At 71.6% G+C, this 19,504-nt stretch carries 17 protein-coding genes; 1 reads left to right on the forward strand and 16 read right to left on the reverse strand.

Going from position 1 to position 19,504, the window contains the following annotated elements:
* Positions 1 to 199: 199 nt before the first annotated feature.
* The 16 genes from CG747_RS09245 to rsmH all read right to left on the reverse strand — a co-directional run bounded on the left by CG747_RS09245 (position 200) and on the right by rsmH (position 18,378).
* Positions 200 to 1,357: a DivIVA domain-containing protein gene (locus tag CG747_RS09245; protein ID WP_100601163.1), complete on the reverse strand. Its 1,158-nt coding sequence runs from the start codon at positions 1,355 to 1,357 to the stop codon at positions 200 to 202.
* 49 nt (positions 1,358 to 1,406) lie between these two features.
* Entirely contained in the window at positions 1,407 to 1,700 is a 294-nt protein-coding gene (locus tag CG747_RS09250; RefSeq protein WP_100601164.1) for a YggT family protein, read from the reverse strand.
* Between the two features lie 66 nt (positions 1,701 to 1,766).
* Positions 1,767 to 2,384, reverse strand: a complete 618-nt coding sequence (locus CG747_RS09255) for a cell division protein SepF (RefSeq protein ID WP_100601165.1) — start codon at positions 2,382 to 2,384, stop codon at positions 1,767 to 1,769.
* Positions 2,385 to 2,508: 124 nt separating this feature from the next.
* Positions 2,509 to 3,243, reverse strand: coding sequence for a YggS family pyridoxal phosphate-dependent enzyme (locus CG747_RS09260; RefSeq protein WP_257980296.1), 735 nt, complete (start codon positions 3,241 to 3,243; stop codon positions 2,509 to 2,511).
* On the reverse strand, positions 3,240 to 3,992 hold the full coding sequence (gene pgeF, locus CG747_RS09265; RefSeq protein ID WP_100601167.1) for a peptidoglycan editing factor PgeF: 753 nt from the start codon (positions 3,990 to 3,992) through the stop codon (positions 3,240 to 3,242). The genes CG747_RS09260 and pgeF overlap by 4 nt, the downstream gene beginning before the upstream one ends.
* A 14-nt stretch (positions 3,993 to 4,006) precedes the next feature.
* A complete protein-coding gene (gene ftsZ, locus CG747_RS09270; protein WP_100601168.1) occupies positions 4,007 to 5,248 on the reverse strand; it encodes a cell division protein FtsZ in 1,242 nt (413 codons plus the stop codon).
* A gap of 281 nt (positions 5,249 to 5,529) precedes the next feature.
* Positions 5,530 to 6,345: a cell division protein FtsQ/DivIB gene (locus tag CG747_RS09275; RefSeq protein WP_100601169.1), complete on the reverse strand. Its 816-nt coding sequence runs from the start codon at positions 6,343 to 6,345 to the stop codon at positions 5,530 to 5,532.
* A 22-nt stretch (positions 6,346 to 6,367) separates the two neighbouring features.
* Positions 6,368 to 7,459, reverse strand: coding sequence for an undecaprenyldiphospho-muramoylpentapeptide beta-N-acetylglucosaminyltransferase (gene murG / locus CG747_RS09280; protein ID WP_100601170.1), 1,092 nt, complete (start codon positions 7,457 to 7,459; stop codon positions 6,368 to 6,370).
* Positions 7,460 to 7,465: 6 nt separating this feature from the next.
* Positions 7,466 to 8,818: a putative lipid II flippase FtsW gene (gene ftsW / locus CG747_RS09285; protein ID WP_100601171.1), complete on the reverse strand. Its 1,353-nt coding sequence runs from the start codon at positions 8,816 to 8,818 to the stop codon at positions 7,466 to 7,468.
* 59 nt (positions 8,819 to 8,877) lie between these two features.
* Positions 8,878 to 10,341 carry a UDP-N-acetylmuramoyl-L-alanine--D-glutamate ligase gene (gene murD / locus CG747_RS09290; RefSeq protein WP_100601172.1) on the reverse strand — a complete coding sequence of 488 codons (1,464 nt, stop codon included), beginning with the start codon at positions 10,339 to 10,341 and terminating at the stop codon, positions 8,878 to 8,880.
* Positions 10,338 to 11,402, reverse strand: coding sequence for a phospho-N-acetylmuramoyl-pentapeptide-transferase (mraY, locus tag CG747_RS09295; RefSeq protein ID WP_100601173.1), 1,065 nt, complete (start codon positions 11,400 to 11,402; stop codon positions 10,338 to 10,340). The genes murD and mraY overlap by 4 nt, the downstream gene beginning before the upstream one ends.
* Positions 11,403 to 11,407: 5 nt before the next feature.
* Positions 11,408 to 12,850 (reverse strand): UDP-N-acetylmuramoyl-tripeptide--D-alanyl-D-alanine ligase, encoded by a 1,443-nt coding sequence (gene murF, locus CG747_RS09300; protein ID WP_100601174.1) that lies wholly within the window; start codon positions 12,848 to 12,850, stop codon positions 11,408 to 11,410.
* A 62-nt stretch (positions 12,851 to 12,912) separates the two neighbouring features.
* Positions 12,913 to 14,649, reverse strand: coding sequence for a UDP-N-acetylmuramoyl-L-alanyl-D-glutamate--2,6-diaminopimelate ligase (locus CG747_RS09305; RefSeq protein WP_100601175.1), 1,737 nt, complete (start codon positions 14,647 to 14,649; stop codon positions 12,913 to 12,915).
* Between the two features lie 18 nt (positions 14,650 to 14,667).
* Positions 14,668 to 16,635 (reverse strand): penicillin-binding protein 2, encoded by a 1,968-nt coding sequence (locus CG747_RS09310; protein ID WP_100601176.1) that lies wholly within the window; start codon positions 16,633 to 16,635, stop codon positions 14,668 to 14,670.
* Positions 16,636 to 16,741: 106 nt separating this feature from the next.
* Positions 16,742 to 17,422 carry a septum formation initiator family protein gene (locus CG747_RS09315; protein ID WP_100601177.1) on the reverse strand — a complete coding sequence of 227 codons (681 nt, stop codon included), beginning with the start codon at positions 17,420 to 17,422 and terminating at the stop codon, positions 16,742 to 16,744.
* A complete protein-coding gene (gene rsmH, locus CG747_RS09320; RefSeq protein WP_100601178.1) occupies positions 17,419 to 18,378 on the reverse strand; it encodes a 16S rRNA (cytosine(1402)-N(4))-methyltransferase RsmH in 960 nt (319 codons plus the stop codon). Before rsmH ends, CG747_RS09315 begins: the two co-directional genes overlap by 4 nt.
* A gap of 410 nt (positions 18,379 to 18,788) precedes the next feature.
* Here rsmH and CG747_RS09325 point away from each other — a divergent pair, with 410 nt between their 5' ends.
* Entirely contained in the window at positions 18,789 to 19,349 is a 561-nt protein-coding gene (locus CG747_RS09325) for a carbonic anhydrase (RefSeq protein ID WP_180985453.1), read from the forward strand.
* The last annotated feature ends 155 nt before the right edge of the window (positions 19,350 to 19,504 follow it).

Here is a 19,504-nt window from a genome sequence, read left to right on the forward strand (position 1 = left end):
GCACGACCGGGCCCCACGGCCCGCACCGCAGGCCCCGGCGCACTCCGCGCCGGGGCCTGCGCTCTTGTCCGCCCCCCGCGCACCACCGATCGCGCCCCCGCCGGAACGACGGCACGAACAGGGCCGGGCCCCGAGGGAGTTCCCTCGGGGCCCGGCCCTGATTGCCGACTCGGGACGCCGTACCGGCGTCAGCCGTCCGTCAGTTGTCGTCCTCGTCGATGAGGAAGCCACGCATCGGCGACGGCGTCTGCTGCATCGGCGCCGGACCCTGCGGCCGCACCGGTGCCATCGGCTGGGTCATCGCCGGCGACATCTGCTGCTGGCCGCCGTAGGACGGACCACCGCTGGACGGGCTGCTCATGGAGTGGTTGCCGCCCATGGACTGGCCGCCACCCATGGTGTGGTTGCCACCCATGGTGCCCGCACCGGCCGACGCCATCGACGGCGACGGCGGCAGCGAGGGGGCCGCGGGGGTCCGCGGCGGGGCCAGCGACTCGTCGGCCTGGTTCTCCAGCTGGCGCAGCTGGCTCTCCAGGTACGACTTCAGACGCGTGCGGTACTCGCGCTCGAAGCCCCGCAGGTCCTCGACCTTGCGCTCCAGCGTCGCGCGGGCCGACTCCAGCGAGCCCATCGCCACGCGGTGCTTCTCCTGCGCGTCCCGCTCCAGGGCGTCGGCCTTGGCGCGGGCGTCCCGCTCCAGGCCCTCGGCACGGCTGCGCGCCTCACCGACGATCTTGTTGGCCTCGGAACGGGCCTCCGCGATCGCCTGGTCGGCGGTCTGCTGTGCCAGCGACAGCACGCGCGCCGCACTGTCACCGCCGGGGCCGCCCTGCTGCGGCGGGGCCTGCTGCGGCAGTTGCTGCGCGGGACCGCCGAGCGGACCGCCCATGGGACCGCCCTGGCCCATGGGACCGCCCTGGCCCATCGGGCCGCCCTGACCCATCGGGCCGCCCTGGCCCATGGGGCCGGGACCGTGCGAAACCTGCGGACCGTGGCCACTGGGACCGGGGGGCAGCTGCGGTGCACCACCGGGCAGTTGGGGCGGGCCACCCATCCCCTGCTGCTGCGGCGGAACCGGCTGCGGACCGGATATGGCGGCGGGCACCGGGGCCCCCGGCCGCTGCTGCTGCTCCTGCTGCTGGTCGGGTCCCTTGCGCAGACCCTGCTGCTGGTTCTGCGCGGCGGCACGAGTGGCGGCGGCCAGCTTGGCGCGCAGGTCCTCGTTCTCCCGCAGCAGGCGGGTCAGTTCGCCCTCGACCTCGTCGAGGAAGGCATCGACCTCGTCCTCGTCATAGCCTTCTCGGAGGCGGACGGTCGTGAACTGCTTGTTCCGCACGTCCTCGGGGGTCAACGGCATCTCTACTTCACCTCAACGTAGTCGTCGGCAATCGGCAAGACCGTATCGTTCACACCAACAACACCGTCCTCACGACGGTGATCAGGATGTAGACGATGATCATCAATACGAAGAAGGACAGGTCGAGCGCCACGCCCCCGAGACGCAGCGGCGGGATGACCCGCCGCAGAAGCTTGAGTGGCGGATCGGTGACAGTGTAGGTGGCCTCAAGAATCACCACCATCGCCTTGCCGGGTTGCCATGAACGGGCGAACTGGAAGACATAGTCCATCACCAGCCGGAAGATCAGCACGATCAGGAAGCAGTACAGCGCGATATAGATCACCTGACCAGCGACACTCATCTCGCGCGTCCCTCTCCCCTTGTTCCTGTGCTGACCTTATGGCCTTGGTGTGCCCGGTGTTGCGTCTCAGCTCTGGTTGAAGAACCCGCCCTCTGCGATACGGGCCTTGTCCTCCGCCGTGACATCGACGTTAGCAGGCGACAACAGGAACACCTTCTGCGTCACCCGCTCAATGCTCCCATGCAGTCCGAAGACCAGACCGGCCGCAAAGTCGACAAGTCGCTTCGCGTCCGTGTCGTCCATCTCCGTGAGATTCATGATCACCGGAGTGCCCTCACGGAAGTGTTCCCCGATGGTACGGGCTTCGTTGTAGGTCCGGGGGTGCAGTGTGGTGATGCGGTAAGGCTCCCGCTCGGACACAACTTTGGGCATGATCACCGGTGCGTTCTTCTCCAGGTTCGGACGTTCGGGTGTGATGGATGCCACGGGGGCGATACGCGCGGGTCGTCCGCTTTCCGCGGCGAGCGGGGCGGGTTCACGCGGAGCGGGAGGCGTCACGGCACGAACCGGTTCCTCCCGTTCCGGGCGTGTCTCGGGCTGCACTTGGTGTTGCTGCCGCCGCCGATCAGGCTCCGGGTCAAGCTCGGGCTCGAACTCGTCGTCGGGGTCGAACCCCCGGCCGTCGTAACCATCGTCCTCCACGAGGCCGAGGTAGACCGCCATCTTGCGCATCGCGCCGGCCATTCTCTGCGTCCTCCGCTCTGTGGTGGATCGGCTCCGTCACCGGGGGCCTTGGATCCACTCGGCCTGCCCCGCTTCCTGCGGGAATGACCATATTTTGTGCTGTGGTCCGACTTGCTTGGCGACGTTACCCGAGCCGTGGTCGGACTCCGAGTACCGCGCTGCCGATGCGCACATGTGTCGCCCCGGCCGCCACGGCGTCCTCAAGGTCCGCACTCATACCTGCCGACACCATGGTGGCAGCAGGATGGGACATGCGCAGGTCGGATGAGATTTCCACGAGCCGCTCGAAAGCGGCGCGTTGACGTCCGGCGTACGGTCCGGCCAGCGGCGCGACCGTCATCACGCCGTCCAGGCGCAGCCCTTGGGAACCGGCGATCACCTCGGCGAGTTCCGCGACACCCTCCGGCGCCACCCCGCCGCGATCCCCGACGATCCGTCCGCTTTGCCCTGATTCAACGTCAAACGCCACCTGGATCAGGCAACCCAGTTCGCGTCCGGACCGCACCGCCTCCTTGGACAGCGCGGTGGCGAGCCGGGGCCGGTCGACCGACTGGACGATCCCGGCGTAACCGGCCACGGACCGCACCTTGTTGGTCTGCAATTGACCGACGAAGTGCCAAGTCAGCGACAAATCGGCACATTCGGCCGCCTTGGGCGCCGCTTCCTGATCGCGGTTCTCCGCGACCTGACGGACCCCCAGCTCCGCGAGCAGCCGGACGTCGCTCGCGGGGTAGGTCTTGGTGACGACGATCAGCGTGACCTCGTCGCGTGCCCGGCCGGCCTTTGCACAGGCGGTGGAGATACGATCCTCCACCCGCGCCAGGTTGTCGGCCAGTTGCGTTCTGCGGTCGTCGGTCACTGCGCAGCCTCTCCGGGGACGCCCCCGAGCCATACGTAGCTCGCGAGCCGCCCGGTCGTGCGGTCGCGGCGGTACGAGTAGTGGTCCGCCGACTCCCGGGTGCAGAGGGGCGATTGCGTACGCAACTGCACACCGACCGCGGCGAGTTGGGCCCGCACCCCGGCGGCGACGTCCACCGACGGGGTGCCCCAGGAGGTGGTCGCCCACGCCTCCGGCACCACTGCCGCGACGTCGGCGCGCATCGCCTCGGGCACCTCGTAGCAGCGTCCGCAGACCGCGGGGCCGACATGGGCGACGATCCGGGACGGCTCCGCGCCCAGTGCGGTCATGGCGGCGACGGCCGCCGGAACCACCCCGGCGACCAGGCCCGGCCGGCCGGCGTGCGCGGCGCCCGCGATCCCAGCGACCGGGTCGGCGAGCAGGACCGGGACGCAGTCCGCGGTCAGCACGGCCAGCGCCAGCCCCCGGCGGGCGGTCACCACCCCGTCCACGGACGGGATGTCACCCTCCCCCCAGGGACCCTCGACCACGGCCACGTCCCGGCCGTGGACCTGGTTCATCCAGACCACCGCGGCCGGGTCGAGGCCCAGTTCCCGGGCCACCAGGTCGCGGTTGGCACGGACGGCCGCGGGGTCGTCGCCCACCGCGCCGCCCAGGTTGAGCTGCTCATACGGAGCGGCGCTCACCCCGCCCCACCTGTCGGTGAAGGCGAAGTGCGCGCCGCTCTCGTGGTGCTGTTGCCCTATCACGTCGGTGCTTTACATCACTTCAGGAAGTCGGGAACGTCCAGTTCCTCGGCCGCGGAGTCCGAGTACGGACGGGCCGGGGGAACCGAAGGACCGCCGTTCGGCGGGGTGGACACCTCGCCCAGCGACGCGGACTCGGACGACACCGGGGAATCGTCCCGGACCGGCGGAACCGCGCCGAGACCGCCGAACGACGGTGCCGTGCGCGGCGGCTCGACCGGGGGCACCGTCGGACGGCTCGGCGCCGGAACGGGCTCCTCGCGCTTCGGGGCCGACATACCGGTCTGCTGCGCGTCGCGGCGGGCCGGCGGCTGACCGCCGTCGAAGCCCGCGGCGATGACGGTGACCCGGACCTCGTCGCCCAGCGCGTCGTCGATGACCGCGCCGAAGATGATGTTGGCCTCGGGGTGCGCGGCCTCGCTGACCAGCTGCGCGGCCTCGTTGATCTCGAAGAGGCCGAGGTCGGAGCCGCCGGAGATGGAGAGCAGTACACCGCGGGCGCCGTCGATGGACGCTTCCAGGAGCGGCGAGGAGATCGCCATTTCCGCGGCGGCCACCGCGCGGTCGTCGCCGCGCGCCGAGCCGATGCCCATGAGCGCCGAGCCGGCCTCGGACATCACGGACTTGACGTCGGCGAAGTCGAGGTTGATCAGGCCCGGGGTCGTGATCAGGTCGGTGATGCCCTGAACGCCCGACAGCAGCACCTGGTCCGCGGACTTGAACGCGTCGAGCACGCTCACCTGGCGGTCCGAGATGGACAGCAGACGGTCGTTGGGGATCACGATGAGGGTGTCGACCTCTTCGCGAAGGCTCGCGATGCCGTCCTCGGCCTGGTTGGCGCGGCGGCGGCCCTCGAAGGTGAACGGCCGGGTGACCACACCGATCGTCAGGGCCCCCAGCGAGCGGGCGATGTTGGCGACGACCGGGGCACCGCCGGTGCCGGTCCCGCCGCCCTCACCCGCGGTCACGAAGACCATGTCGGCCCCCTTGAGGACCTCCTCGATCTCCTCGCGGTGGTCCTCGGCCGCCTTGCGGCCCACGTCCGGGTTGGCGCCGGCGCCGAGTCCGCGCGTCATCTCGCGGCCGACGTCGAGCTTGACGTCGGCGTCGCTCATGAGCAACGCCTGCGCATCGGTGTTGATCGCGATGAACTCGACGCCCTTGAGCCCGACCTCGATCATCCGGTTGATGGCGTTCACGCCACCGCCGCCGATGCCGACGACCTTGATGACTGCGAGGTAGTTCTGCGGTGCTGCCACGTCGAAGGCCTCTCGCCTCGATTTACGTGTCGTCGCCGCACATTGCGTGTGGACGCCGACTGATGCCGAAGGGATGGTCCGCTCTGCCGACCCGAACCCTAACCCTGAAGTTTAGGGTTACTGTGCCTGTGTTCCTGGTTCCACGGTCCCTTTGGAACGAGACACTAAGTCGACAAGGCGCGCGCGTTCAACGAACACGCCGAACCTCCCGTTTTTCTTTTCACCCTATGTGATCACCCATAGTCGTAGCCATCCAGGGTGCTGGCCTGCGACGCGGTACGTCAACTCCCGGACACCGCGGGTGCACTGGGAACCGAGATGTCGAAGTGGCGCGCGTCACGCGCGGCCTTCAGCAGCCCGGCCAGCACCTTCGCCTTTTCGGCACCCTGTTCGCGGCTGCCCCACATCACCGTGCGGCCACCTGCGAGTTCGAGGGTGACGGAGTCGTAGGAGCGCACCTGGACGGTGCGGATGTCCTTACGGACGGCGGCCGGGAGGTCCTCGGCGACGGTGACCGCGGCGCGCAGCAAACGACCGGTTCCGAAACGGCGCAGACTCGGGGAGTCGGAAACGGTCATACGCAGAAGCGGAACGCCTTTGGGCGCGCGGGTCACCGTGGCGAACCGGATGCCCTCGTTGTCGACTTCCTCAAACTTCCCGTTCGTTTGCAGCAGCAGTTCCGGCTTCCTTTCGGTCACTTCCAGACCGAGGGTGTGCGGCCATGACCGGGTGACCTCAACGCTTTTGAGGCGCGGGAGTTTGGCGAGCAGCCGGCGCTGCACCGCGTCGGTGTCCACGGAGGCGAGCGGCGCGTCGAGGGGGGCGGCCGCGGCGGCGACCACCTCCGCCGGCGTGAGCACCTCGGTGCCGCCGGCCCGGACCCGCTCCAACCGGAGCCAGTCCGAGCCGTAGAGCACCCAGGCGCCGAACCCGCCGAGCAGCACCGCGAGGACCGCGATGATGATCACACCGCGGCGGCCCGGACGGCTCAGCCGGAGGGGCGGCAGCCGGAAGCGCCGACCGCCGGACGGCCGCGAAGGGGGCGGGCCGGACGGTGACTTCTTCGCTCCGCGTCTGGCGGTGGTCGGTCCGGCCACGCTCTCCGCCTTCTCTCGTCCGCTACTTGCGGCGCTGCTCGATCGCGTCGTAGACCATGCCGACCAGCAACTCGTCGGCGTCCCGACGGCCGAACTCCGAGGCCGCGCGGGACATCTCGTACAGCCGGTGCGGATCGCCCAGGACCGGGAGCACGTTGTTCTGCACCCAGTCCGGGGTCAGCTGGGCGTCGTCGACCAGCAGGCCGCCGCCGGCGTTGACCAACGGCTGGGCGTTGAGCCGCTGCTCGCCGTTGCCGATGGGCAGCGGGACGTAGGCGGCCGGGAGCCCGACGGCGGACAGCTCGGCGACGGTCATCGCGCCCGCGCGGCAGAGCATCATGTCGGCGGCGGCGTACGCGAGATCCATCCGGTCCAGGTACGGTACCGGGACATAGGGGGGCATCCCCGGCATGTTGTCCGCGTGCGGCAGTTCGTTCTTCGGTCCCACCGCGTGCAGCACCTGGATACCGGAGCGCTGGAGCGCCGGAACGGCCGCCTGGACGACCTCGTTCAACCGCCGGGCACCCTGCGAACCGCCGGACACCAGCAGCGTCGGAAGGTTGGGGTCGAGACCGAACGCGGCACGCGCCTCGGGGCGGACCGCGGCGCGGTCCAGAGTGGCGATGGACCGGCGCAGCGGAATGCCCACGTAGCGGGCGCCGCGCAGCTTGCTGTCCGGGGTGCTGACGGCGACGTACGTGGCGTACCGCGAGCCGATCTTGTTGGCCAGGCCGGGGCGGGCGTTGGCCTCGTGGACGACGATCGGCACACCGAGCCGCTTGGCGGCGAGGTAGCCGGGCAGCGCCACGTAGCCGCCGAAGCCGACGACGCAGTCCGCCTTGGTGCGCTCCAGGATCTGCTCGGCGGCCTTGATCGTGCCGCGCAGCCGCCCGGGGACGGTGATCAGTTCGGGGGTGGGCTTGCGGGGCAGCGGGACGGCCGGGATCAGGCCCAGCTCGTAGCCGCGCTCGGGGACCAGTCGGGTCTCCAGGCCGCGCTCCGTGCCGAGTGCCGTGATCCCCACGGTCGGGTCCTGCCTCCGCAGGGCGTCCGCGAGGGCGAGCGCGGGCTCGATGTGGCCGGCGGTCCCCCCACCGGCGAGTACGACATGCACCGAAATTCACCGCTCTCCGGACGGCCGCCTCTTAACGCGCCGTCTCATCGTCTTCCATCTCACCCCAGCCGGCTTCCTGCCGGACACCGGCTTCCGCGCCGACCGAGCCGTCAACGCCGCCCGTGCGGCGGGCTCGTCACGCGCGAAGGCGATCAGCAGCCCGACGGCGAACATCGTCGGCAGCAGGGCGGAGCCTCCGTAGGAGAACAGCGGCAGCGGGACACCGGCGATCGGCAACAGACCGAGCACCGCACCGATGTTGATCACGGCCTGGGCCATGATCCAGGTGATCACGCCTCCCGCTGCGTACCGTACGAAGGGGTCCTCCGTGCGTCCGGCCACGCGGATACCCGCATAGCCTAGAGCCGCGAAGAGGGCGAGTACCGACAGCGTCCCCGCCAGTCCCAGTTCCTCCCCGGTGATGGCGAAGATGAAGTCGGTGTGCGGTTCTGGGAGTTCTCCCCATTTTTCCATACTCGCCCCGAGGCCGGAACCGAAGAGTCCGCCCGAGGCCAACGCGTAGATGCCGTGCACGGCCTGCCAGCACTGGTCGCCGGGGCCTGGATCGGTCGCGCCGATGCAGGCCAGGCGGGACATCCGGTGGGCGCTGGTCTTGATCAGCAGCGCGCTGAGCACCGTGGCCGCGCCCAGCACCCCTGCGAACAGCCGGGTCGGGGCGCCGGCCAGCCACAGCAGGCCGAAGAGGATCGCGGTGAGGATGATCGTGGTGCCCATGTCGCCGCCGAGCATGATCAGCCCGAGCAGGAGAAATGTCACCGGCGTCAGCGGAACCAGCAGATGCTTCCACTGCGTCAGGAGCTGCTTCTCCTCTTTGCGGGCGAGCAGGTCCGCGGCCCACAGGACGAGCGCGAGCTTGCCGAACTCGCTCGGTTGCACCTGGAAAGGGCCGCCCAGGCTGAGCCAGTTCTGGTTGCCGTTGACCGAGACCCCGATCCCCGGGATCTGCACCATGCCGAGCAGGAACACCGAGCCGGCGAGCAGGGGGTACGCCAGCGCCCGGTGACGCCGCACCGACAGGCGGGAGGCGAGCAGCAGCAGGCCGCCGCCGATGGCGGCCGCCAGCAGCTGCTTGCGGAAGAAGTACGACGGCGCCAGACCGGACTGGAGTGCCTTGATCTGGGACGCCGAGTAGACCATCACCAGGCCCAGGACGATGATCAGCACCGGGGCACCGAGGATGAGGTAGTAGGCCGTCAACGGGCGGTCCCAGGCCCGCTTGGCCCGGGTGTACACGCCGCGCGGGCCGGTCGGGGTCCGGCCGGCCCGCGGCGGGCGCACCTTGGCGGGGGTCCGACGCGCCGGGCTCGGCCGGGCCGGCTTCGCCGATCGGGCGGTCATCCTCGTCCCCTCCACAGGTGCGCTCGCCGCCGGCGACGACGGCAGCGGGGAGAACCGGGCTAGTGACCCGCGGCGGCCAGTTCGCCCACCGCGTCGGCGAATGCCTCGCCCCGCTTGTTGTAATTGACGAACATGTCCATCGAGGCGCAGGCCGGGGCCAGCAGGACGGTGTCGCCGGGCTCGGCCAGCCGGGCCGCTTCCCGGACCGCCTCGGACATCGCCCCAGTGTCTGTCCGGTCAAGGTCGACAACTGGGACATCGGGGGCGTGTCGCCCGAGCGCTTCGCGGATCAGCGCCCGGTCGGCGCCGATGAGGACCACTGCGCGCAACCGCCCGGCGGCGGTGCGCACCAGCTCGTCGAAGGTGGCTCCCTTCGCCAGGCCGCCGGCGATCCACACGATGTGCTCGTACGCCGCCAACGACGCCTCGGCGGCGTGGGTGTTGGTGGCCTTGGAGTCGTCGACGTAGGCGACCTGGGCGACGTCCGCGATGTGCTGGATGCGGTGCGCGTCCGGGTGGAAGGTGCGCAGGCCCTCGCGGACCGCGGCGGCCGGGACGCCGAAGGCGCGGGCCAGCGCCGCGGCGGCCAGCGCGTTGGCGATGTTGTGCGGGGCCGCCTTGCCGGAGGCGGGCGCGATGTCCGCGATCTCGGCGAGCTCCTGGGCCTGCTTCTGCCGGTTCTCCACGAAGGCGCGGTCGACGAGGATGCCGTCGACGACGCCCAGCTGGGAGGGGCCGGGGGTGCCGAGGGTGAAGCCGATCGCCCGGCAGCCCTCCTCGACGTCGGCCTGCCGGACCAGTTCCTCGGTGGCGGGGTCGGCGGCGTTGTAGACGCAGGCGACCGTGTTGCCCTCGTAGATCCGGCCCTTGTCGGCGGCGTACGCCTCCATGGAGCCGTGCCAGTCCAGGTGGTCCGGGGCGAGGTTGAGGACGGTCGCGGAGTGCGCCCGCACCGACGGGGCCCAGTGCAGCTGGTAGCTGGAGAGCTCGACGGCCAGGACGTCGTACGACGCCCCCTCCGCCCGGCCCTCGCCGAGCACCACGTCGACCAGCGGGACGCCGATGTTGCCGACCGCGGCGGTGCGCAGACCGGCCGCGGTCAGGATCGAGGCCAGCATCCGGACAGTGGTGGTCTTGCCGTTGGTGCCGGTGACCGCCAGCCAGGGCGCGGCGTCCGGGCCGCGCAGCCGCCAGGCCAGTTCGACGTCGCCCCAGACCGGCACGCCGGCCTTCTCGGCCGCCAGGAAGAGCGGGCTGCTCGGCTTCCACCCGGGGGTGGTGACGATCAGCTCGGTGCCCTCGGGGAGGGTGTCGCCGTCGCCCAGCCGGACCGTGGCGCCGAGCTCCGCGAGCTCGGCCGCCTGGGCCCGTTCCCGTTCGCCGTCGCTGCTGTTGACGACGGTGACGCGGGCGCCGAGGCCGGCCAGGGCGCGGGCGGCGGGGACGCCGCTCACGCCGAGGCCGGCAACGGTGATGTGCCTGCCGGCGAAGTCCTGGGGGGCCCGCGGGTCGTACCCGGTCACTTCGCCGCCTGCCAGCCGCCGTAGAAGATGCCCAGACCGACGATCACGCACATGCCCTGGATGATCCAGAACCGGACCACCACAAGGACTTCGGACCACCCCTTGAGTTCGAAGTGGTGCTGTAGTGGCGCCATCCGGAAGACCCGCTTGCCGGTCATCCGGAACGAGCCGACCTGGATGACCACGGACATGGTGATCAGGACGAACAGACCGCCCAGGATGGCCAGCAGCAGCTCCGTGCGGGAGCAGATCGCGAGGCCGGCGAGGGCGCCGCCCAGTGCCAGCGAGCCGGTGTCGCCCATGAAGATCTTGGCGGGCGAGGTGTTCCACCACAGGAAGCCGAAGCAGGCGCCCATCAGGGCGGAGGCGACCACGGCGAGGTCGAGCGGATCTCGCACCTCGTAGCAGCCGGGTCCGGCGGTGATCTGGTTGGCGCAGGACTCCTGGTACTGCCAGATGCCGATGAAGGTGTACGCGCCGAAGACCATCACGGAGGCGCCGGTGGCCAGACCGTCGAGGCCGTCGGTGAGGTTCACGCCGTTGGACATCGCCAGGATCATGAACAGCGCCCAGATGACGAACAGCACCGGGCCGATCTGCCAGCCGAAGTCCTGGGTGAAGGAGAGCCGGTCGGAGGCCGGGGTGGCGCCCCGCAGGTCGGCGAACTGGAGCGAGAGCACCGCGAAGGCGATGCCGACGATCAGCTGGCCGGCCATCTTCGCCTTGGCCCGCAGGCCCAGCGACCGCTGCTTGACGATCTTGATGTAGTCGTCGAGGAAGCCGACCAGGCCCATGCCCGCGAAGAGGAAGAGCACCAGGATGCCCGAGAAGGTCGGGTCGCTGGAGGTGATCACCTTCGTCAGGGCGTAGGCGATGATCGTGGCCAGGATGAAGGAGATGCCGCCCATGGTGGGCGTGCCCTTCTTACTGCCGTGGGTGCGGGGGCCGTCATCGCGGATGAACTGCCCGTAGCCCTTCTTGGCCAGCAGTTTGATCAGCAGCGGGGTACCGATCAGGGTCAGGAAGAGCCCGATCATCCCGGAGAAGAGGATCTGCTTCATGGAGTTCATCGGGACGCGGCCCCGCCCTCAACGCCGGACCCGCCCTCGCCGTCCAGCAATGCCGCGGCGACTCGCTCCAGGCCCACCGACCTGGACGCCTTCACCAGCACGACGTCTCCCGGTCGCAGATCCCTGCGCAACAGATCGATCGCCGCCCGCGCGTCGGACACGTGCACCGACTCCTCACCCCACGAACCCTCGTTCTTGGCGCCCATGTCGAGCCAGGCCGCTTCCCTGCCGCCGACCGCCACGAGCTTGCTGACGTTGAGCCGGACGACCAGCCGTCCGACCGCGTCGTGTTCGGCGAGTGACTCCTCGCCCAGCTCGGCCATCTCACCGAGCACCGCCCACGTCCGGCCCCCGTTCGCCTTGACGGCGGTGCCCATGGCGACCAGCGCACGCAGCGCCGCTCGCATGGACTCGGGGTTCGCGTTGTAGGCGTCGTTGACGACCGTCACGCCGTCCGCGCGCTCGGTGACCTCCATCCGCCAGCGGGAGAGCGTGCCGGCTTCGGAGAGCGCGACGGCGATCTCGTCCACGGGCATGCCCAACTCATGGGCGACGGCGGCCGCGGCAAGCGCGTTCGACACGTGGTGCTCACCGTACAGCCGCATCGTCACATCGCTGCACCCGGAGGGTGTGTGAAGCGTGAAGGCGGGCTGTCCGAGGCCGTTGAGCCGGACATTCTCGGCGCGTACGGCGGCGTCCGCGGCCTCGCCGAAGAGGATGGTGCGGGCCTTGGTGCGGGACGCCATGGCACGGACGAACGGGTCGTCGGCGTTGAGCACCGCCACCCCGCCGTCCTCGGCCGCGGGCAGCGACTCGACGAGCTCGCCCTTGGCCTCGGCGATCTGCTCGCGGCCGCCGAACTCGCCGAGGTGCGCGGTGCCGACGTTGAGGACCACCCCGATCCGGGGCGGGGTCAGCCCGGCGAGGTAGCGGATGTGGCCGACGCCGCGGGCGCCCATCTCCAGGACGAGGTGACGGGTGGTGGCGTCGGCGCGCAGCGCGGTGAGCGGCAGCCCGATCTCGTTGTTGAGGTTGCCTTCCGGCCACACCGTCGGCCCGTGCCGCTGCAGCAGCTGGGCGATCAGGTCCTTGGTGCTGGTCTTGCCGGCCGAGCCGGTCAGACCGACGACGGTGGTGCCCAGGCGGTCCACGACGGCTCGGGCGAGTGCGCCGAGAGCTGCGACGACGTCATCGACGATGATCGCCGGGACGCCCACCGGGCGGGCCGCGAGGACGGCCGTCGCACCGGCTTCCACGGCGCCGACGGCGAAGTCGTGGCCGTCGACGCGCTCACCGGCGAACGCAACGAACAGGCCACCCGGGCGGACCGCCCGGGAGTCCGAGACGACCGGCCCGGTGACCTCGCGGTCCGGGTCCGGTATGTCGTGCTGCTGTCCGCCGACGATGCTCGCGATCTCGGCGAGGGACAGGGAGATCACAGGTCACCCCCGGGGCCGTGCAGAAGGTGCCAACAAGAGGATTGTGCGCGCATGGCGGTGTGTCATCCCTGGTGGTTCGGCTGCTGTGACTGCTGCGACGTCTGCGACTCCTCGATGGCAGCGCGCAGCACCTGACGGTCGTCGAAGGGGCGTACCACTCCGGCGATGTCCTGACCCTGTTCGTGGCCCTTGCCCGCGACGATCACGGTGTCGCCTGGCTCGGCGCGGGCGACCGCGGCGGCAATGGCGGCGGCCCGGTCCTCTTCCACGAGAACGGTGCCGCGCTCGTGGACGGGCACCTCGGCGGCGCCCGCAAGCATGGTGGCGAGGATCGAGAGCGGATCCTCGGAACGCGGATTGTCGGAGGTCAGCACGGCGGTGTCGGCGAGCCGGGCGACCGCGGCACCCATCGGCATCCGCTTGTGCGGGTCGCGGTCGCCGCCGCAGCCGAGGACCGCGTGCACCTTGCCGGTGGTGACCTTGCGCAGGGCGCGCAGAACCGATTCGACGGCGTCCGTCTTGTGGGCGTAGTCGACGACCGCGAGGTAGGGCTGGCCGACGTCCACCCGCTCCAGGCGGCCGGGGACCCCGGGGATCGCGGCGACGCCGTCGGCCGCGGTCTGCGGGTCGACACCGGCGACGACCAGCGCCGTGATGGCGGCCAGCGCGTTGGAGACGTTGAACGGGCCGGCGATCGGGGAGGCGGCGCGCACCGTCACGCCCCCGGGGCCGTGCACGGTGAAGGTCGAGCCGAGCGCGCCGAGCTCGACGTCGGCGGCGCGCCAGTCGGCGTCCGGGTGGCCCTCGGCGGAGAACGTGGTCACCGGGACCTCGGACTCGCCGGCGGCCAGCCGGCGGCCGTACTCGTCGTCGAGGTTGACCACCCCGGCCTTGCTGCGCGCCGCGGTGAACAGCTGCGCCTTGGCCTGGAAGTAGTCCTCCATGCCGGAGTGGAACTCCATGTGCTCCGGGCTGAGGTTGTTGAAGACCGCGACGTCGAAGACGCAGCCGTCGACCCGGCCGAGCACCAGCGCGTGGCTGGAGACCTCCATGGCGACCGAGCGGACGCCGCGCTCGCGCATCACCGCGAACAGCGCCTGGAGGTCGGTGGCCTCGGGGGTGGTCCGCTCGGACTTCAGGCGCTCGTCGCCGATCCGGGACTCGACCGTACCGATCAGGCCGGTCAGCCCCCCGCCCTCCTTGGCGGCCGCGGCCCGCAGCCCGCCCTCGATGAGGTACGCGGTGGTGGTCTTGCCGGAGGTGCCGGTGATACCGATCTGGAGGAGGTCCTCACCCGGCGCCCCGTAGATCGAGACGGCCAGGGCGCCCATCCGCCCGCGCGGGTCGTCGACGGCCAGGACCGGCAGGCCGGTCGCGGCGGCCCGCTCGGCGCCCGACGGGTCGGTCAGGATCGCGGCGGCGCCGAGGTCGGCGGCCTGGGCGACGAAGTCGGCGCCGTGCAGACGGGCGCCGGGCAGTGCGGCGTAGACGTCGCCGGGGCGGACCGCACGGGAGTCGTGGGTGATGCCGGTGACCCGGACGGCGCCCGCGCGGTCCGGGGCCGGGATCGCGAGCTGCCGGGCGAGGTCGGCCAGGGGGGTGGGGCGGACCTCCTCAGGGCGCGGCGCGCCCGGATATCTGCCGGGGCCGCCCTTCTCCGCGTGCTGGGGTTTCGGGGACTGATCAGCTTGTGACACGGCGGTGAGCGTACCGGGCAGAACGGGCTCGGGGCGAAGTGAGGGCTTCGCCGGGGTTCTGTCACCGGGCAGGTGCGGGCCGTCTGGGGTGATCGTCGTCACGGCGGTGTTGCCTCGATTTCATTCGCCTGGCTTGAACGTGACCGGCAGCCGCGGCGGCTGTGCACCGGTCGGGGGGACCTGGAGGGTCTTCAGTGCGAACGCCATGACCTGCTGGAAGATCGGGCCGCAGACCTGGCCTCCGAAATAGCTGCCCTGCTTGGGGTTCTGTACGGCGCAGTAGACGGTGATGCGCGGCTTGTCGGCGGGCGCGAAGCCGGCGAAGGAAGCGGTGTAGCCGTGGTAGCGGCCGGTCTTCGGGTCCACCCGGTTGGAGGTGCCGGTCTTGCCGCCGACCCGGTACCCGTCGATCTTCGCCTTGGCTCCGGTGCCCTCCTGGTCGTCCACCACCGACTCCAGCATGTTGGCGAGGGTGCCGGCGGTCTTCTGGCTCACCACGCGGTCCCGGGCGGGCGCGGGGGCCGGGGCGTACCGGCCGTCCGGCCCGGTGGTGCCGCGGACGAGGGTGGGGGCGATCCGCTCGCCGCCGTTGGCGATGGTGGAGTACACCGAGGCGGCCTGGACGGCGTTGAGGGACAGGCCCTGGCCGAACGGGATGGTGTACTGCTGGGAGGTGTTCCAGTCCTGCGGCTTGGCGAGGATGCCGTCCGTCTCGCCGGGGAAGTTGAGCCCGGTCGGCTGGCCGATGCCGAATTTCCGCAGGTAGGAGTAGAGGACCTGGTTGGCCTGGGGCTGGGTGGTGCCCAGCTGGCCGGCGGCCAGGATGGTGCCGATGTTGCTGGACTTGGCGAGCACGCCGTTGAGCGTGAGGTGCCAGGTGGCGTGGTCGACGTCGTCCGAGAAGAGCCGGTCGCCGCGGTGCAGCCGGTTGGGCACGGTGACCCGGGTGTACGGGGTCGCGGCGCCCTCCTGAAGGACGGCCGCCATCGACATCAGCTTGCTGGTGGAACCGGGTTCGAAGGCATCGGTGAGCGCGGGGTTGCCGAGCTCGTCGGGTCCGGCCTTGGAGAGGTCGTTGGGGTCGAACCCGGGCGCGTTGGCCAGTGCCAGGATCTGGCCGGTGCGGGTGTCCTGGACGACGACGTAGCCGCGGTCGGCGCGGGACTTCTCCACCTGGTCGGAGATGGCCTGCTGGGCCGCCCACTGGATGTCCCGGTCGAGGGTCAGCTGCACGTCGGTGCCGGGTACGGCGGGGTGCTCCTGGGTGTCGGCGGTGGGCACCCGGCGGCCCCCGGACTGCGCGTAGACCAGCTTGCCGTCCTTGCCGGCCAGCTCCTTGTCGAGCTGGGCCTCCAGGCCGCCGGCGCCCTTGCCCGTGCCGTTGACGAAGCCGAGGACGCCGGCCGCGAGGTCGCCGCCCGGATAGACGCGCTTGCTGTGCTTGTCCGCGAAGACCCCGACCAGGACGTCGGGGCGGGGCGCGCTCTTGGGCGCGGCGGCCGCCTTGGCGTCCAGCACCTTGCGAAGGTCCTTGATCTGCTTCCAGACCAGGGGGGTGCGCTGCCGGGCGAGCAGGACGTAGCGGGACGTCGGGTGGTCGAGCTTGGCGGCGAGGGTCGCCTCGGGCTCGCCGAGGATCGGCGCGAGCAGCGCGGCGGCCTGCTGCGGGGCGTCCTTGATCTTGATCTTGTCGGGCGCCAGCAGGCTCGGGTCGGCGGTGATGTCGTACGCGTCCACGGTGGTGGCCAGGTCCACGCCGTTGCGGTCGGTGATCGCGCCGCGCTCGGCGGCCAGCTTGACCGGGACGTAGCGGTTCTCGTTGGCCTTGGCGGCGTACGCGGCGGCGTCCACGCCCTGCACCTGCACCAGCCGGACGACGAAGGCCAGCATCACCAGCGTCAGCGCCAGGGCGACCAGGCGCAGCCGCGGGCGCGGGCTGACCGGCCGCAGCGGTCCGGCGGCCGGCCGCCGGGCCGAGCCGGCTGGGCGGCGGGCGGCGGACGGGCGGGGCGCGCCGGAGCGGCCGGCGGGTCGGCCGCCGGGCCGGGCGGGGCGCGGAACGCGACGGGGGTCCCTGGGCTGGGTCATACCGCGGTCTCCGAGGCGGGCACGGGGGTGGCGGGCAGCGGCGCGGCGCCGTGCCCCCGGTGCACCGGGGGCACGGCGCCGCAGCAGCGGAATGCGGGGGCGGGCGTCACGGGGTCACCTGCGCGGCGGCCGCCGGGGACGGCCCGGCCGTGGGACCGGACGCGCGGGCGGCGGGCGCCGGCGGTGTGGGCGTGTCGGGCGTGAGGAAGGAGGCCGGGGCCATGGGGGCCGCCAGCGGGCCCGGGGAGGGCGGGACGCCCGGGGTGCTGGGGGCGAGCGGTCCCGGCGGGGTCGATACGGCCGCCGGCGCCACCGGCGGGACCGCGACCGCCGGGGCCGTCTCCTGGACCGCGGGCCGCAGGCCCCCCGGGCCGAGCGGCAGCGGCCCGGCGGAGGCGGACAGCGGGGTGCCGGTGGACGAGACCGGGCCCGGGGCGCCGCGGACCGTGCCGTCCGGCAGCAGGAACGCCGGGTTGCCGCCGGGCACCATGCCCAGCTTGCGGGCCCGGCGCGCCAGCGCGTCCGGCGCGGAGTAGCCGTTCACCTCCTGCTGGAGCGCCTGCTGCTCGTCCGTCAGCTCGCCGGTCTTCCGCTCCAGCCGGCTCAGCTCGAACGAGCCTTGGTTGAGCGCCGAGTTGAGCAGCAGCAGAGTGATCAGACCGGAGCCCAGGAGCACCACGACCAGCAGGACGAAGGGCGTCCGCGCGGCGGTGCCGCCGCGCGGACCGGAGGGCAGCAGCGCGGTCAGGCGCTGCCTGCCGCGCGGTCGGCCCCCCCGCGCTGTCACGCGATGTCCTCGCGGATGCGCTCGGCGCCGCGCAGCCGGGCGGGGGCCGCGCGCCGGTTCTCCGCGACCTCCTCCTCCGTGGGCAGTTCGGCGCCGCGGGTCAGCAGCTTGAGCCGGGGCTGGTAGCGCTCGGGGACCACCGGGAGGCCGGGCGGCGCGGTGTTGCTGGCGCCGGCCGCGAAGACCTGCTTGACCAGCCGGTCCTCCAGCGAGTGGTACGCGAGCACGGCGATCCGGCCGCCCACCGCGAGCGCCTTCACGGCGGCCGGGATGGCGCGCTCGACGCAGGCCAGCTCGCCGTTGACCTCGATGCGCAGCGCCTGGAAGGTGCGCTTGGCCGGATTGCCGCCGGTGCGCTTGGCGGCCTGCGGCAGCGCGTCGCGGATCAGCTCGACCAGCCGGGCGCTGTTGCTGAACGGCTCCTTCTCCCGCTCCCGGACCACCGCGGAGACGATCCGCTTGGCCTGCTTCTCCTCCCCGTAGGCGCGCAGGATCCGCACCAGTTCCCCGGGCGGGTAGGTGTTGAGGACCTCGGCGGCGCTGATGCCGGTCGTCTGGTCCATCCGCATGTCGAGCGGGGCGTCCTGGGCGTAGGCGAAGCCGCGGTCGGCCTCGTCGAGCTGCATGGAGGAGACACCGAGGTCGAACAGGACGGCCTGGACGTGCGGCAGCCCGAGCCGGTCGAGGACCTCGGGGAGCTCGTCGTAGACCGCGTGCACCAGGGTGGCGCGCTCTCCGTAGGGGGCCAGCCGCTCCCCCGCGAGCCGGAGCGCGGACGGGTCGCGGTCCAGGGCGACCAGCCGGGCCTGGGGGAACGTGGCGAGCAGCGCCTCGCTGTGCCCACCGAGGCCGAGGGTGCAGTCGACGACGACCGCGCCGGGCTCGGCGAGCGCGGGGGCGAGCATGTCCAGACACCGCTGGAGCATGACGGGTACGTGGCGAGTGTTGCTACTCATGCGCCTTCCGATGGTGGCGGCAGGTGGGTCCCCGGCCGTTGGCTGGGGGATGCCGCACGTACCGCTTGGTCCCCGCCCGCTCTGAAGGGGAAGTGGCCCTCCGGCGACGGGGAAGTGACGTCGGAAGACTGGTGGAGCGGGAGGAGGCCGAACCGTACGTACGGTCACGCACACGAGGGATCCGGGATCCAAGGAGAGCGTCACGCCTCCCACTTCGCGCCACTTTAGTCCACCTGCCGCCCCGGTCAATCAACTGGTTCCGCGCGTCCCCCGCACGGTGCGCCCGGAGGATTCCTCCGCGTTTGCCCCATGGCGTCCGAGCCGGTGGATCACCTCACCAGGTGTGATGTTGCCCCCTACGCCTACCGCACAGAGGGGCTGAACAGGGCATCAACGATTACCGTGAGGCCATGCCCATACCTGCGTCGCAGCCGCTGCCCCAGTCCGCCAACAGCACCTCCGCCGCCACCGACGGCACGCTCACCGACCGTCTCGTCGAGGCCAACCAGCGCTACGCCGCCGCCTTCACGGACCCCGGGATGGACGCCCGGCCGGTTCTCCAGGTCGCGGTCGTGGCCTGTATGGACGCCCGGCTCGACCTGCACGCCGCGCTGGGCCTGGAGCTCGGCGACTGCCACACCATCCGCAACGCCGGCGGTGTGGTGACCGACGACATCATCCGCTCCCTGACGATCAGCCAGCGCGCGCTCGGCACCCGGTCGGTCGTCCTCATCCACCACACCGGTTGCGGTCTGCTCAGCCTGACCGAGGACTTCCGGCACGAGCTGGCGGCCGAGGTCGGCCAGCGGCCCACCTGGGCGGTCGAGGCGTTCAAGGACCTCGACGAGGACGTCCGCCAGTCCATGCAGCGGGTGCGCACCTCACCCTTCCTGCTGCACACCGACGACGTCCGCGGCTTCGTGTTCGACGTGACGACGGGGCTGCTGCGCGAGATCGATCCGCGGGACTGACCTGCGACGGTACCCCTGGCCGACCCGCCGTGCACGGCGGCGGGTCCCGGCCGTCACCCCGCCTTCGCGCCCGGTTCGCCGGAGTTGTCCGGTTGGCGGGGACCGAACGGTGTGAGTTATCCACAGGCCATGACGTGAGGCCGCACGGGCGGCAA

The sequence above is a fragment of the Streptomyces sp. CB02959 genome (genome assembly GCF_002803155.1).
Classification (GTDB): Bacteria; Actinomycetota; Actinomycetes; order Streptomycetales; family Streptomycetaceae; genus Streptomyces.